At 48.3% G+C, this 13,940-nt stretch carries 10 protein-coding genes; 8 read left to right on the top strand and 2 right to left on the bottom strand.

Annotation, left to right across the window (positions count from 1 at the left end; all coding sequences use genetic code 11):
• Positions 1-158 precede the first annotated feature (158 nt).
• A complete protein-coding gene (locus tag AOT11_RS17100) occupies positions 159-1,442 on the top strand; it encodes a carbohydrate porin (protein WP_026050587.1) in 1,284 nt (427 codons plus the stop codon).
• Between the two features lie 167 nt (positions 1,443-1,609).
• Here AOT11_RS17100 and AOT11_RS17095 read toward each other — a convergent pair whose 3' ends face one another.
• The gene (locus AOT11_RS17095; protein ID WP_017421779.1) at positions 1,610-2,479 is read right to left on the bottom strand and encodes a helix-turn-helix domain-containing protein; all 870 of its coding nucleotides are present in this window, start codon (positions 2,477-2,479) and stop codon (positions 1,610-1,612) included.
• A 112-nt stretch (positions 2,480-2,591) separates the two neighbouring features.
• Here AOT11_RS17095 and AOT11_RS17085 point away from each other — a divergent pair, with 112 nt between their 5' ends.
• From AOT11_RS17085 to AOT11_RS17065, 5 genes are all read left to right on the top strand, one after another.
• Positions 2,592-5,408 (top strand): glycoside hydrolase family 3 protein, encoded by a 2,817-nt coding sequence (locus AOT11_RS17085; RefSeq protein ID WP_017421780.1) that lies wholly within the window; start codon positions 2,592-2,594, stop codon positions 5,406-5,408.
• A 174-nt stretch (positions 5,409-5,582) separates the two neighbouring features.
• On the top strand, positions 5,583-6,923 hold the full coding sequence (locus AOT11_RS17080; RefSeq protein ID WP_017421781.1) for an MATE family efflux transporter: 1,341 nt from the start codon (positions 5,583-5,585) through the stop codon (positions 6,921-6,923).
• 160 nt (positions 6,924-7,083) lie between these two features.
• Positions 7,084-7,581: a hypothetical protein gene (locus AOT11_RS17075; RefSeq protein ID WP_017421782.1), complete on the top strand. Its 498-nt coding sequence runs from the start codon at positions 7,084-7,086 to the stop codon at positions 7,579-7,581.
• A 13-nt stretch (positions 7,582-7,594) separates the two neighbouring features.
• The gene (locus AOT11_RS17070) at positions 7,595-8,701 is read left to right on the top strand and encodes an HlyD family secretion protein (RefSeq protein ID WP_026050586.1); all 1,107 of its coding nucleotides are present in this window, start codon (positions 7,595-7,597) and stop codon (positions 8,699-8,701) included.
• Positions 8,691-9,701, top strand: coding sequence for a DUF2955 domain-containing protein (locus AOT11_RS17065; protein ID WP_017421784.1), 1,011 nt, complete (start codon positions 8,691-8,693; stop codon positions 9,699-9,701). The genes AOT11_RS17070 and AOT11_RS17065 overlap by 11 nt, the downstream gene beginning before the upstream one ends.
• 103 nt (positions 9,702-9,804) lie before the next feature.
• On the opposite strand, the gene AOT11_RS17060 is transcribed toward AOT11_RS17065, so the two are convergent.
• Positions 9,805-10,803, bottom strand: a complete 999-nt coding sequence (locus tag AOT11_RS17060) for a hypothetical protein (protein ID WP_017421785.1) — start codon at positions 10,801-10,803, stop codon at positions 9,805-9,807.
• 553 nt (positions 10,804-11,356) lie between these two features.
• On the opposite strand from AOT11_RS17060, the gene AOT11_RS17055 reads away from it, so the two are divergent.
• Positions 11,357-12,754 carry an SNIPE associated domain-containing protein gene (locus tag AOT11_RS17055; protein WP_017421786.1) on the top strand — a complete coding sequence of 466 codons (1,398 nt, stop codon included), beginning with the start codon at positions 11,357-11,359 and terminating at the stop codon, positions 12,752-12,754.
• Between the two features lie 237 nt (positions 12,755-12,991).
• Positions 12,992-13,909 (top strand): lipase family protein, encoded by a 918-nt coding sequence (locus AOT11_RS17050; protein ID WP_017421787.1) that lies wholly within the window; start codon positions 12,992-12,994, stop codon positions 13,907-13,909.
• Positions 13,910-13,940: the final 31 nt, after the last annotated feature.

Raw genomic sequence — 13,940 nt, 5'->3', positions numbered from 1 at the left:
TTGCACTGAACAAGGCGGTTGAGGCTTTTATTTTATTAGCTTCATTGCATAGTTGAACGTAAGTTTTTGGTTTGCGTTCGTCATCGATGTTCAGTTTTTTTATAAAGAATAAAGAAAGCGCTTTCTTTTAAGGGCTAATGATGGAACATGGAGTTAATATGAAACTTTCTAAGCTTACCCTCGCTTGTCTAGTTGCGACTGCGGGTTTATCCGCAGCGCCAGTTGTTCACGCTGAAAAATCTGATGGTTTTGAGTTCCACGGTTACTTCCGTGCGGGGGCTCTCTACAGCAAAAACGACGATTTCAAGCGTTCAAAATTCCCAGCATCTAAAGAACGTCTAGGCCGTTTGGGTATCGAATCGGACAACCACTTTGAGCTTGCGCTACAGAAAAACTTTGAAAACGATGACGGCCAAAAAATTCGTATCAAAACACGTGTAGGCGCGGACAACGCACAATCTGGTGGTAACAACCAGCTAGGTACCAACGCAGATGCGGCGAACAGCAGCATCGGTATGGTGGAAACTTTCGTTGAGTTTGATGGCGTCACCGAAACGGGCACCGTTTGGGGCGGTACGCGCTTCTACGGCAAAGACAACTACATCTTCATGACCGACTTTTTCTACACTGATATGTCGGGTACCGGTGTGGGTATCGAAGGCGTTCAACTGGGTGATTACAAGTGGGACTTCGCGTATATCGCCAGTGATAACGCAGAAGATTCATTCTGGGCAACCAACTCGAACAACCCAATGCACGCGGTGCACGTAGGTGTTGATTTTGATGGTGTTGAACTGCACGCCATGGGTAAATACCTGCCAGACAACTTCGTCGATGGTACAGAATACGCCAGCAACGGTGTTGAGATGACCGCGATTGTTCATTCAGACAAAGTGTTTGGTCTATCTGACAAAGGCTTTACCAAGTACATCGCTCAGGCAGGTAAAGGCCTTGGCTCTGGTCAGCTACTTGGCGGCACGCTCACCACTTACAACGCATGGAAACCAGGCAATGGCGCGTTGGAAGGCCCTTCCAAAATGAAGAAAGTGGAAAGCGGTGATGTCTCTGCGCGTGCATTGGTATGGGGTGGCTACTTCTTTGAAAATGGCGTGAGCATCTTCCACTCTATCCAAGGTCAATACAACGATCTCGACAACGGCGGTAAAGACAGCTGGGCATCGGCGATGATTCGTCCTTCTTTCCCTGTGTCAAAGAACTTCTTCATCGCAACAGAAGCGGGCTTCCAATACAACAAATGGGAAGATTCAAACGGTGTGGGTGACGATGCCACTAACTACAAACTGACGGTTGCACCAACCATTATCGTTCCAACGGGTTTTGGTCCAGCACCTGAAATTCGTTTCCTAGCGACTTACCTAGACGGATCAATGCGTGACAAAGCAGACGTCCTTGTGGGTATCCAAGCAGACATGTGGTGGTAAGCCACCTGTAGGGTAATGGGAGAGATTACCCAGTAGGGAGTGGCACTTTAGGGGACCGCCACTCCTGATTTTGCAACTGGCAAGTCAGGCTACACGGGGGAACTTGTTTTTGTTGCATGAATGCATACCACTGCCATTCATTATGCCGCTGACAGCAGCGGCTTTTTTTATTTTTGTTGTGTCATGTATTGGCGTGGGCTTTGGCCAAATTTCTGCTTAAAGCACTTTGAAAAATAGTTGCTGTCATTGAATCCGCACCGTTCCGCGATGTGCTGAATCGAAACGCCACGGTCATTACTTAAGAGATCACGCCCATAGTTGAGCTGCATTTCACGCAAGTAAAGATTGGGTGAGGTGTTGAGAAACTGCTTAAACAGCCGCTCGAGTTGTCGCTGGCTGACAAACGCCGCTTGGGCAATTTCTCCGCTGTGAAGGCCAGCATCGGTAAAGTGCTGCTCAATAAAAATTAACGCTCGGCTCAGTGCCAGTGTGGTTTTCGGCAGATCGTGCGTTTGTTGCTGGTACATGCGTGCCAGGGTGATGACCAATTGCTGCATCAAACTGGTGAGCATGGTTTCAAAGCCGTTTTCCCCTTGCTGGTATTCAATCCGAATCGCGTCAATCAACCGCGCTATTTGCGGCAGTTGCCCGCTATCAAGCGTGAGCTTAGCCCGATATTCACCGGTTTGACGGGCAATCGGCTCGACCTTAAACATCGCCTGATAACCCGACAACATCCTCAATGAGGGCGTTTCGAAAAAGGGCGTGCCAGCTTCAAACATCAAGTTAATGATTTCCAACTGCTCAACATCTTGAAAGGCGTGCTCAATGTCACCGTTAATCACAAACACATCCCCCGCGCTGAGGGGATAAACGTGCGATGCCACGACATGGTTGCCTTTGCCACTGACGACCAAAAATAGCTCAGAAAAGTCGTGTTTGTGCAGGCCAAAATCACTGTGATGGTGGCCATCAACATAAGCAAATTTTACATGCGGATATCGCAGATGCTCCTGCAGTTGATAAGTGATGCTCATGTCGCTATTTTCCTTTTATTGGTCGGTATATTGGTAGAAATGCGCACTTGGCAAGCTTACACTGAAGCTCAATCAATGAGAATGCCAAAGGCAAAAATAAGGCGATAGAGCGATGAGAAACCCAGCGATAGACAAAGCGCAGCAAGCACTGGTGTCGGTGAGCCGTCAAGCGGCGGCAGAAGGCATCGTCTTGCTGAAAAATGACGACCAAGCCCTTCCTATTCAGCCATCAGAGGTGGTTTCTCTGTTTGGCCGCTGTCAAGTGGATACCTATCGCAGTGGCACAGGGTCTGGCGGGGCGGTCAATGTGCCGTATGCCGTTAATGCACTGCAAGGGCTGCAATCTAATGCATCGTTTACGCTGAATCAGGCGCTGATCGCGACCTATCAAGCTTGGCTGGCGCATCATCCATTTGATGATGGCGGCGGTGGTTGGGCGGCTGAGCCGTGGTTTCAACATGAAATGCCATTGACCGATGAGCTGGTGGCACAGGCGGCGTTGCAGTCTGACAAAGCGATCGTGTTTATTGGTCGCACTGCCGGTGAAGATAAAGATTACGCCGATGAAGCCGGCAGTTACCGCTTAACCGAGCTGGAAACGGACATGCTAACCAAAGTGTGCCGTCACTTTACGTCGGTGATCGTGGTGATGAATGTGACCAACATTATCGATATGTCGTGGTTAACTGACCTTGAAAACCATCAAGCGATCAAAGCGGTGCTCTACAGCTGGGCGGCGGGGATGGAAGGGGGCCACGCGCTGGCCGATGTGCTCTCTGGCACTGTCTCACCCAGTGGTCGTTTGACCGACACCATCGCCTATCGTTTGCAAGATTACCCTTCATCTGCCCATTTTGGCCGCAAAGACTTCAATCTCTATGTTGAAGATATTTACGTCGGCTATCGCTACTTTGAAACCTTTGCCCCAGAGGCGGTGCAGTTTGAGTTTGGTGCGGGCTTATCTTATACCCAATTTGAACGCCGTTTGGTGCAGTGCTCTAGTGACGTGGCCGATGCTGGCGGCGATCTCACCAATGCCAACGCGCTGACGTTTGATATTGAGGTTCGTAATGTCGGCCAACAATTTAGCAGCAAAGAAGTGGTGCAACTCTATGTGGAAGCGCCGCAAGGAAAACTCGGCAAACCCGCACGTGTGCTGTGTGGTTTTGATAAAAGCGGTGAAATTGCACCGAATGGCCGTGAAAGAGTGCAAATTACCGTGCCGGTATGGGCTTTGGCTTCCTATGACGACAGCGGCGTGACAGGGCACAAAAACAGTTATGTGTTGGAAGCGGGTGAATACCGTTTCTACCTTGGGGGGAGCGTACGCCAAGCGGAGCTGCTTGATGCCGTTTGGCAACTCGACCAACTGCGGGTGCTAGAAACCCTTGCAGAAGCCTGTGCCCCAACACGTGAGTTTGAACGCCTAGTGCCCGCCGAGCGCCAAGCCAATGGCGTCTATCAAACTGGCTATCAGCCTGTGCCATTGCGTACAGTGGATTTGGCGCAGCGAATTGAAGCCAACTTGCCGCCAACCTATGCTTTTACGGGCGATCAAGGGATTAAGTTGGCCGATGTTGCCCAAGACCAAGCCGATTTAGAAGCCTTCATTGCCCAACTGACGCCAGCGCAATTGGCGACTCTAGTCCGTGGAGAAGGCATGTGCAGCCCGAAAGTGACACCGGGTACGGCGGCGGCGTTTGGCGGGGTGTGTGATTCGCTGTTTGAGCTGGGCATTCCGGTGGCCGCGGCGGCCGATGGTCCGTCTGGGATTCGTATGGACAGTGGCCATCAAGCGACGCAAGTGCCGATTGGAACGCTGCTTGCCTGCACGTGGAACTCGGCGCTCAATCAGCAGTTGTATTATCTGGTTGGCCAAGAATTGCAAGCGTACCAAATCGATACGTTACTTGGCCCAGGCATCAATATTCATCGCCACCCACTCAATGGCCGTAATTTCGAATATTTCTCCGAAGACCCGTTATTAACGGGTTGGATCGCGGCGGCGCAAACCACAGGTTTAAAACAAGCGGGCGTTTCTGGCACCATCAAACACTTTGCGGCCAACGATCAAGAGACCGCACGCGTGGATGTGGACAGCGTGATGTCGCAGCGCGCGCTGCGTGAAATTCACATCAAGCCGTTTGAAATGGCGGTGAAGTATGGTCAGGCGTCCACCATCATGACTTCCTACAATCCGGTCAACGGCCATTGGGCGGCGTCCAATTATGATCTCAACACCACCATTTTGCGTGGTGAATGGGGCTACACCGGCATTGTGATGACCGACTGGTGGGCAAAAATGAATCACCCCGTTGACGGGGGCGAAGAGAGTAAGCGCTTCACTGGCTACATGCTACGAGCGCAAAATGATCTCTACATGGTGGTGGAAAACGACGCCGCCGAGCGCAACCCGATGGACGACGACACATTGCAGGCGTTAGCGCAAGGTGAGTTGACGTTAGGCGAGTTGCAACGCAGCGCGATGAACATCTGCCGCTTTATTTTGCAAGCGCCTGTGATGCAAAGACCGCTGCAGGCGTATCAAGCGGTGAAACCTTTTGCGCCACTTTCGGCACAGGCACGTCACGCCGTGCCTGAATCGGCCCCCATCTGTTTTGCGGATCAAACCATCGAACTCAACAGCCAAAGCGCCAGCCAGTGTTTGTTGCAGGTAGAACACAGCGGCACCTACCTTTGTTTTGCTCAGATGGCCTACGATCGAGAAGCGTTGGCGCAATCGTCTTGCAGTTTGAGTATCAATGGTGAGATTGCTATGTCACTGTCGACCAATGGTACCAACGGGCAGAGTGTCAAAGTGGAAGGTCGAGCGATCTCTCTGTCATCGGGTGTGTACTGGCTAGAAAGCCAATTTGTGAAAAAAGGCGCAGTGTTGCAAACCTTACGCTTTGAGCGACAAGAGCAATAAGCGCCGCCAGTTTGCACCACATTTAGCCATGAATTTTGTGTGTCTTTTTGCGCAGTTCCTATACAATAAGACGCACATTTTTATTGTTCATTCAGACTGCTCTGCAACCCTTTTGTGGAGCAGTTTTTCGTTTTTCCGACGATCGATCGATTTTTCATATTTAAGGTCAACAAAATGGCTAAAACCCAAAATATCAACCAGCGCATGTCTATCGTGACGCTCGCGTGGCCGATATTAGTGGAGATTTTGCTACGGACAGCGCTCGGCACCAGTGATGTATTCATGCTCTCTGGTTATTCAGACAAAGCGGTTTCCGCGGTGGGCGTGATCACCCAACTGACATTCTTCCTCATCATTGTCTCTACCTTTGTCAGCAGCGGCACTGGGATTCTCATTGCCCAATACAACGGTGCAGGCCGCGATCAAGATGCCACCCACGTTGGTGTGGCAAGTATTGCGCTCTCCAGCGTGATTGGGGTGATCCTCAGCGTGTTGGCGGTGCTCGGTGCAACGCATTTGTTGCCCTATTACGGTTTGGAAGCGCAGGTGGAACAATACGCGCAAGAGTATCTGCTCATCAGCGGTGCGATGACTTTTAACGTCACCATTGGCATCGTGTTTACCACCATTTTGCGCAGCCACGGTTATTCGCGCTCGCCCATGACGGTTAACCTCATCAGCGGCGTGCTCAATATCATCGGCAATTACATTGCGCTCTATCAGCCGTTTGGTTTGCCCGTGTATGGCGTGCAAGGCGTGGCGATTGCAACGGTGGCCAGCCAAGTGATCGGCACGACGATTTTGGGCGTGCTACTGTGGCGCAGCTCAATTGATTTGCCGATGCGTTCTCTCGCACAAGTGCCCAGCGCGGTCTATAAGAAAATCCTCAAAATCGGCGGTATGAACGCAGGGGAAGTGCTTTCGTACAACATGGCGCAAATCACCATCGTCTATTTTGTGGTGCAGATGGGTACTTCATCTCTTGCGGCGTTTACCTACGCGCAGAACATCGCACGTTTCTCTTTTGCGTTTGCCTTAGCCATTGGCCAAGCAACGCAAATTCAAACCGGTTACTACATTGGTAAAGGGTGGATAGAGAACATCACCAAGCGGGTGCAAATCTACTTCTTGGTTGGTTTTGCTTCTTCGGTCACGGTGGCGAGCACCATCTACTTTATGCGTGATGCGATCTTAACTCTGTTTACTCAGCAGCCGGAGATCCTCATGTTAGCCGGCTCCTTAGTTATGGGCTCCATTGTGTTGGAAGCGGGGCGTGTGTTTAACCTGATTTTCATCTCGGCGCTCAAAGGGGCGGGGGACATCAAATTCCCAGTGCAAATGGGCATTTTGAGCATGTGGGGCTTGGGCGTGGTGTTTTCGTATCTGCTCGGTATTCACTGGGGCTACGGCGTATTCGGTGCATGGATGGCGATTGCCCTCGACGAGTGGTTCCGCGGCCTCATCATGGCAAGGCGTTGGCGCTCGCAAGTTTGGACGCGTTATAAACTCAGCTAACGCATCGCGTTTTGTACCAAAAAATTAACGGGCACTATCATTGTGTCCGTTATTCTATACAAAGCTGGAATATGAGATTTCAAGGCTGGCGTATGCATTCAGTAGAGTGATGGGATTATACTCCCCGCCCTTATTCTTCACGCTCGCTAGGTGGTAGATAATGAATATCCAAGTAAAAGATTCATTCATCGCAGGACTGATAAACGGTGCCATTAACGGCTATATCGCAAGTCACCACTTCAAAGGAATGAGTTCGGTCCCGATGTCGATGGAGATGATCTCCAACTCGCAAGTGACCGTTTGGGGACAGGCGATTTCCTTAACGTTTGGTTTGGGGATCATTTTGTCTTTGATCACCTCAACGTTGTTTCTTCGTCAGCTTAAAATCAGTCACCCTCAATATCGCCATGAACTGCAACGTTCATTTTGGAAAGATCTCCTGCCCATCGCCTTAATGCAGGCAGGCGCTTTGTTTGGCTGGTTTGTTGCGTTGGCGGTGATCTGGACTAAGTACGCAGGCGTCGTGATGGTTTCGCCAATGGCGGCGGTTGTGCTGACAGGGCTGTTTGCTTTTGTGATTACGATTGTCGTTGAAGTGAGAACCAAGAGCAGCATTATCTATAAGAAAGTGAATATACTTGAGCAAAAAATGATTTAACTGAGGAACAATGATGTCAGAACAAAACACCACAACAAGCGCATCAGACGACAACAAAAAGCTCAAACAAGCGCGCTCGTTTACCTACTATATTTTTGCCGCAGTGCTGGTTCTGTGGGTATACACGCTATGGGCCGATAGAGTCACCCCCATGACGGACCAAGCGCGCATCAATGGCCAAGTGATCCGCATTAGCCCAGAAGTCTCTGGCCCTATCTCAGAAATTCACATAGTTAATAACTCGGCAGTGAAAGCGGGTGATGCACTCTTAAACATTGATGACCGACCTTTTGAGTTGGCCGTCAAAGCGGCGCGATTCGATCTGCAAAAAGCGGCGCAATCCTACCAAGCGGATTCTGCAGCGATCAACGTGGCCAAAGCCAATGAAGTGGCGGCACGCGTGAAAGTGGCTAACGCGAGAAAAAACGTAGAGCGTAACCGTGTGTTGGCAGAGCGAGGCACCATCAGCGAAGCCACATTGGATAACATCGTTGCCGAGCTCGATACCGCTGAAGCTAACCTAGCTCAAGCATCGTCGGCGTTAGAGAAAGCCAAACAAGAGTTTGGTCCTCGTGGCAAAGAAAACCCAGAGATCCAAGCGGTGTTGAACCGTCTTGAACAAGCGCTCCTCAACCTCAACCACACCAAACTGACGGCTCCCGCTGATGGTGTGATCACCAATATGGATTTGGCCGTGGGCGATTACGCAGGTGCAGGCCAACCACTGCTGACTTTTGTGAATAATCACAACCTATGGTTGACCGCCATGGTGAGAGAAAACTCACTCGCGTACCTACAAACGGGCGATAAAGTGAAAATCGTCTTTGATGCGTACCCAGGTGAAGTGTTCGAAGGCAACATCACCTCCATTGGTTGGGGCAGCAGTGGTAACGGCAGTTTAGCGGTTGATGCTGGCACAGGCTTAATGACCTCACCAACGAACAACCCGAAAGCACAGCGTTTTCCGGTCAACATTGAGTTTTCCGATTTACCAGACAACATCACTCTAAGATACAGTGGCCGCGCAGTGGTCGGTTTCTATCCTGAGGAAAGCTACATCGCAGAGCGACTACAAGACCTCTGGATGTGGGCATGGAGTTATATTAGTTATGTATCGTAGCGCCGCGAACCCTCTGATCAGAGTCGCGCTGTTTCCAATCTTATTGCTGTTTTGGCAATACGTTTTCGGTACCGATTTGCCCTTGCTCGCACCGGCGATGTGCGTGGTGTTTCTCACCACCACTCACGAGCCACCGCCGCCAGTGATGATACTGGTTATGGGGGGCATTTTGTTTGCCACCGCTTGGATGCAGGCGTTTGTCAGCAACTTGTTGATAGACTATCCACACGTCTATTACTTGTTCTTATTTGGCGTCTTCTACTGGTGTATGGAGCGCACGAAAAAGAACACGCAAGATGTGTTGGCGATACTCTTGGTCGTCTCCACCGCCATGATAGCGGTGTTTACTCAACAAAAAGGGATCGATGTCGAGCAGATCCCATTTGCCTTGTTAGCGAACATCTTCATCGCGGGTTTTGTCGCGTATTTGGCTTACTTCCTGTTCCCAGGGGGCGAGCCAATGGCGGCGAATGTGCAAGGACGAACCTCCACCATTCGCTATACGCTCGATTGGCAGACCATGGCGAAAACCGTGCTGATCATGGCCGTGCTGGTCACCACCATCCGTATGGATTTGGAGCAAAGCACCATCATCACCATCATTGTCGCCTTGGTGTTGAAAGACCCCGATCCCATCGTGGGCCATGATTATGGCATCAGAAGGCTAATAACCACTTATGCCAGCGTGTTGTATGCCATACCACCATTGGTTGTCAGCCTCTTTCAAGTCAACTTGGTGGGCTCCATGGGGGCCGCTATCGTCAGTGCGTTGTTCATGGGTATTCATGCCATTGAGAGGAAGGCCAGCTTCAACTCGATACAGTTGATGTATTCCAGCTATGTCGTATTGGTGTTCTACGGCATTACCTCCACCAGCATCAGTGCCATTGCTGATGACCTCGTGCGTTTTGCCTCAGTGATGCTTGCCGTATTGCTCGGTATCATGAGCCTCATCATCCTGCATCCCAAAACGCGACCAGCAAGCCAAAACGCTGCGTAAGCCGCGCTTATACTCGCCAACAAAAAAGCACTGAACTCACTCAGTGCTTTTTACTTTTCGCGTTTTATTGTGGAGGGGGGCTGGCGTGTTTTACGCCTTGTGATTAAAGGCGAGAGTCATCAAGGCCGACGAAATTTTCAGCAGGTTGCGCTTGGCACCAGTCCCACGCTTTTTTCGAAATGTCGTACATCCCTTTCTCTGTATGGGCAAATTGCCAATCCTTTAAGCTGATTTCAACAATCTTCGCGTCGATCTTATCGAGGAAGGTGCCGCTGGAAGCATGGTACATCTCGCGTAATGCTTGCTGATTTTGCTCATCGGTAATGCCGTACGCTTCAGGTTGATGCTTCACCGCACCAATGCTTTCCGCCGATAAGGTCACGTCTTTGATCATATTGGCGCAAATGGCCCATTGTGATTCTTTTGCTGAGGCCAACTCAGGTGGGAGGTGATCAAAGCTCGGTGTCATACCTAGCCACGGTTCATCAAGGCCAGTGGGTAGGTTGTGGGGGGCATGCTCTTTCAGCGGAGCGAGCTTTTTGTTCATTTTGCGCACTTCATTGGTCGCTATTTCCCATTCACGCTGCGTGCGATCCGCTTCTGCTTGCTCGAGCGGCTCCATCTCTGCATAGAGATCTTGAAGTTGTTTCTCTAGCGCTTCGATCTTATTCCAGTGTGCGTCGGAATCGTCATTGCGACTATTCAACTGATCGAGCTCGGCTTGCAACTTTTCTTCTTTCTCTTTCAGTGCGTAATAACGCTCTTCGTCATCATCACCATACTGATTGATACAAGCTTCTAGGCGTGCGTCTGTCACCCCAAGCAGTGATTTAAGCTCATTGTTGTAGCAAAGCTCATATTGGCTCTCATCGCCCCTCGCACACTTATCCATAAACTTGCGAAAGCCTTGAATAATGGTGGCTTCCGACTTGCCGCTGCAAGCCGCAAGTTGGGTAAATGCGCCAGAGTCCTTCATCCAAGCGATTTGAGTATTGATGCCCAGTTCGATCTGGTTTTCGGTGAGTTTGATAGCCTGAGTTGGCATCGCCAACGTCATCGTAGAAACGGCCAACAGCGCGCGAGAAATCGTAGAAAATTGCATGGTATACCTCGATAGGTGACACACCCATTTGATGTCCTTATTCGGTCACACCGCACCGATAAAAACGGCGCAAAATGTAACCCATTTATTTTGTGGTAGATAATGACACCCTTGTACAAACTTTCAACAGGAAAAGCATAGAGAAAGCAGCAAGATCACAGAGTTGAGATTGATGGGAGTAATGGGATGGTGTGTTGATATGAGGAAAAAGGTTAAGAGGAAGGGAGGATGCTAGATTAAAGCTAACTTATATCCTAAATCATAGATACTCAGGGAAAATACCAATATGAAGCATCTCGAAATTTGTGTCTGTACATAACACTGATTAATTCACACTTTCTGAATATAATTGTCGCTAGATTAAGAACTAAATGAGTATAAACGTATATATTCGTTTCATAACTGTTTAGGTAGGATGTGGTAAATAGAAAAACTTTCGTTAATATACGTATTTTCTGGTTCTTTAGCTACTTTGTTTATTATTTTTATCTTTTTTTTAATAAGATCTATAAAATTAAGTGGAAAGTTAGAAATTGCAAGAACTCGATTGTTAGTGGCAGAAGAGGAAGTCGCAAAGTATAGAGAGAAATATGCCAAGGTCATAGACCTTGAAGCTGAATGTGAGCAAATAAAAAAGCAACTAGAATCAGATAAGAAAGAAATTGAAGATAAGGAACGCCAAACATTACGCGAAATAGAACTAAAGAGAGATGAAGTAGTTGCGAACCGTCAATTAGAAGAGCAACAAATCGAAGACTTAAAGAGCGACTACAAAACTAAGAAAGCTACCTACGACTCTTTAACTCATCAGATTGCTATTTTTAGTGAAGACATTGAACTTATTGAACTAGGTTTTTATGAATCAAAATTCGATTTTGATGCATCTGAAGTATTCAAAGAAGAAATAATAAAATGTAAGGAAGTTCAGAAGGTTTTGTTAAAAATCAACTCTGCTTCTGGTGCAATATATTGTAGTCGAGAATGGACGGTGGATGGTTCTCGAAGTGAAGGAAAGAAAATGACGCACAAGAGTATTCGCCTTACTGCTAGAGCTTTCAATAATGAGTGTGAGGCAGCTATTGCTAATTGTACGTGGAAAAACGTAACAAAGATGGAAGAACGCATAAAGAAAGCTTTTGCTGCAATAAATAAGCTAAATGAGCCGAATGCGATACATATAACTGAGTTTTATCTCATGGAAAAATTAAAAGAGCTCCAGCTCACTTATGAGTATCGAGAAAAGAAGCAACGTGAAAAAGAAGAACAGGCGGAAATTAAAGCACAAATGCGTGAAGAGGCAAAAGTAGAAGCTGAAATTAAAAAAGCTGAAGAAGAGGCGATCAAAGAAGAAAAACGTTATCACAAAGCACTAGAAGCAGCTAGAAAAGAGCTAGAGAAAGCGAGTGATGAACTCAAAGCAGAATTAGAAAAACAAATTGTGCATTTACAGGCAAACTTGGAAGAAGCTGAGAAAAAACATCAACGCGCACAGTCAATGGCTGAGCAAACTAAGCAGGGGCATGTTTACATAATTTCGAACATAGGATCATTTGGAGATGATGTTTACAAAATAGGTATGACTCGCCGTTTGGAACCAATGGATAGGGTTAGAGAGCTTGGGGATGCTTCTGTGCCATTTACATTTGATGTACATGCAATGATTCATACTGATGATGCTCCGATGCTAGAGAAAAAACTCCACGATAGATTTGATAGCCAGCGTTTAAATATGATTAACCGTCGAAAAGAGTTTTTTGGTGTTTCGTTGGAAGAAATAAAATGTGCGGTGAATGATTTTACAGGGCAATCGGTGGAGTTTATTGAAACAGCAGTCGCACAGGATTACTACGAAACACAGGCTATGAACAAACAGCGTCTTGTTCGAGAGGGAAAATTGAACCAAGAGCTATCGCAATCTAACTCTTTACCCCAATTTGCTGATGTTTTGTAGAAAACAGTATCCAACAGACATAAACAGTTGGTTCAGCAAGAAACGCCACTCCCCGAGTGGCGTTTCACTTCTTAGCCTCTTGCTCCACCTTTAAGACTCAGCACAAAAACAGCGTCAGCTCGCAAGGGTTGCGCTGTTTATGCAATGGGTGTCACTTTCGTGGTAGTTTCCCACTCCTAACCTGAGGATGCGTGATCCGATCTTGGAGTAACGCGTCATTTCACGTCAGGAGGAACTATGGCAAAGCGAATACTCTTTATTCATGGCCGAGCGCCGAAACCAGACAAAAACGATTTACAAACATTGTGGTTCAACGCCATTGAACATGGTTTACAGCGAGATTACGGTGAAAGCCGTGTTCAGGCGTTTAAGCAGATAGAAAAGCGGTTTATCTACTATGGCGATCTTTCCAACGAACTGCTCGAAGCGCCAACCGAACATCCGCAAAGCCGTATCGACGCGCTGGATAAACTCAAGCAATACACGCGCAATGGTTTTACCAAAACGAACTACAAAAAAGTCTCTAAAGCGGGCTTCTTAGCGGAAGCCTTGGCCGATACTTTCTCAGCCGTATTAGGCCACTTAAAACTGGCAGAGCCGCTGATCACCAGTGTCGCCCCCGATATGGCGCATTACTGGAACGAAGACAGTTATTACGGCAGTGACTTGCGCTCGCGCCTGACCAAAGAACTGAAAGAAGCACTTGATAGTGGCGATGAGGTTATGATGGTCGCGCACAGCTTGGGCAGCATGATCAGTTACGATTGTTTGTGGAAGCTCTCTCATTATGGCGAATATCGCCACGACTACGGCGCTGAAAAGAAAGTCGATCTCTTAGTCACCTTAGGCTCGCCGCTGGGGGATGAAAATGTGAAGGCGCGTTTGAAAGGCAGCAGCTTAAGCGGTAAAAAACGCTACCCACTCAATCTTCACCAATGGTGCAATATTTCAGCGGAAGACGATTACATTTCTCACGACAATCGCATCAAAAACGATTTCAAAGAGATGCTGCAACTTGGCTTAGTCAAAGGCGGGATGAAAGACATTTACCCCATCTACAATTTGTGTGTGAGAGATGGGCAGTCCAACCCTCATTCTGCGATTGGCTATTTGATTCATCCGAAGTTCATTACCTTACTGAACCAGTGGATGTAACTGCGGGTGAGTTGCTAACGGCTCAAACCGA

The sequence above is a fragment of the Vibrio vulnificus NBRC 15645 = ATCC 27562 genome (assembly GCF_002224265.1).
Lineage (GTDB): Bacteria > Pseudomonadota > Gammaproteobacteria > Enterobacterales > Vibrionaceae > Vibrio > Vibrio vulnificus.
The sequence above is the reverse complement of the archived record's forward strand: the minus strand, read 5'-3'. Positions and strand labels throughout refer to the sequence as shown.

What these genes read in the sequence shown, in the direction of transcription:
- AOT11_RS17100 (WP_026050587.1), top strand. Translation starts at nt 159, where the DNA reads ATGAAACTTTCTAAGCTTACCCTCGCTTGTCTAGTTGCGACTGCGGGT.
- AOT11_RS17095 (WP_017421779.1), bottom strand. Translation starts at nt 2,479, where the DNA reads ATGAGCATCACTTATCAACTGCAGGAGCATCTGCGATATCCGCATGTA.
- AOT11_RS17085 (WP_017421780.1), top strand. Translation starts at nt 2,592, where the DNA reads ATGAGAAACCCAGCGATAGACAAAGCGCAGCAAGCACTGGTGTCGGTG.
- AOT11_RS17080 (WP_017421781.1), top strand. Translation starts at nt 5,583, where the DNA reads ATGGCTAAAACCCAAAATATCAACCAGCGCATGTCTATCGTGACGCTC.
- AOT11_RS17075 (WP_017421782.1), top strand. Translation starts at nt 7,084, where the DNA reads ATGAATATCCAAGTAAAAGATTCATTCATCGCAGGACTGATAAACGGT.
- AOT11_RS17070 (WP_026050586.1), top strand. Translation starts at nt 7,595, where the DNA reads ATGTCAGAACAAAACACCACAACAAGCGCATCAGACGACAACAAAAAG.
- AOT11_RS17065 (WP_017421784.1), top strand. Translation starts at nt 8,691, where the DNA reads ATGTATCGTAGCGCCGCGAACCCTCTGATCAGAGTCGCGCTGTTTCCA.
- AOT11_RS17060 (WP_017421785.1), bottom strand. Translation starts at nt 10,803, where the DNA reads ATGCAATTTTCTACGATTTCTCGCGCGCTGTTGGCCGTTTCTACGATG.
- AOT11_RS17050 (WP_017421787.1), top strand. Translation starts at nt 12,992, where the DNA reads ATGGCAAAGCGAATACTCTTTATTCATGGCCGAGCGCCGAAACCAGAC.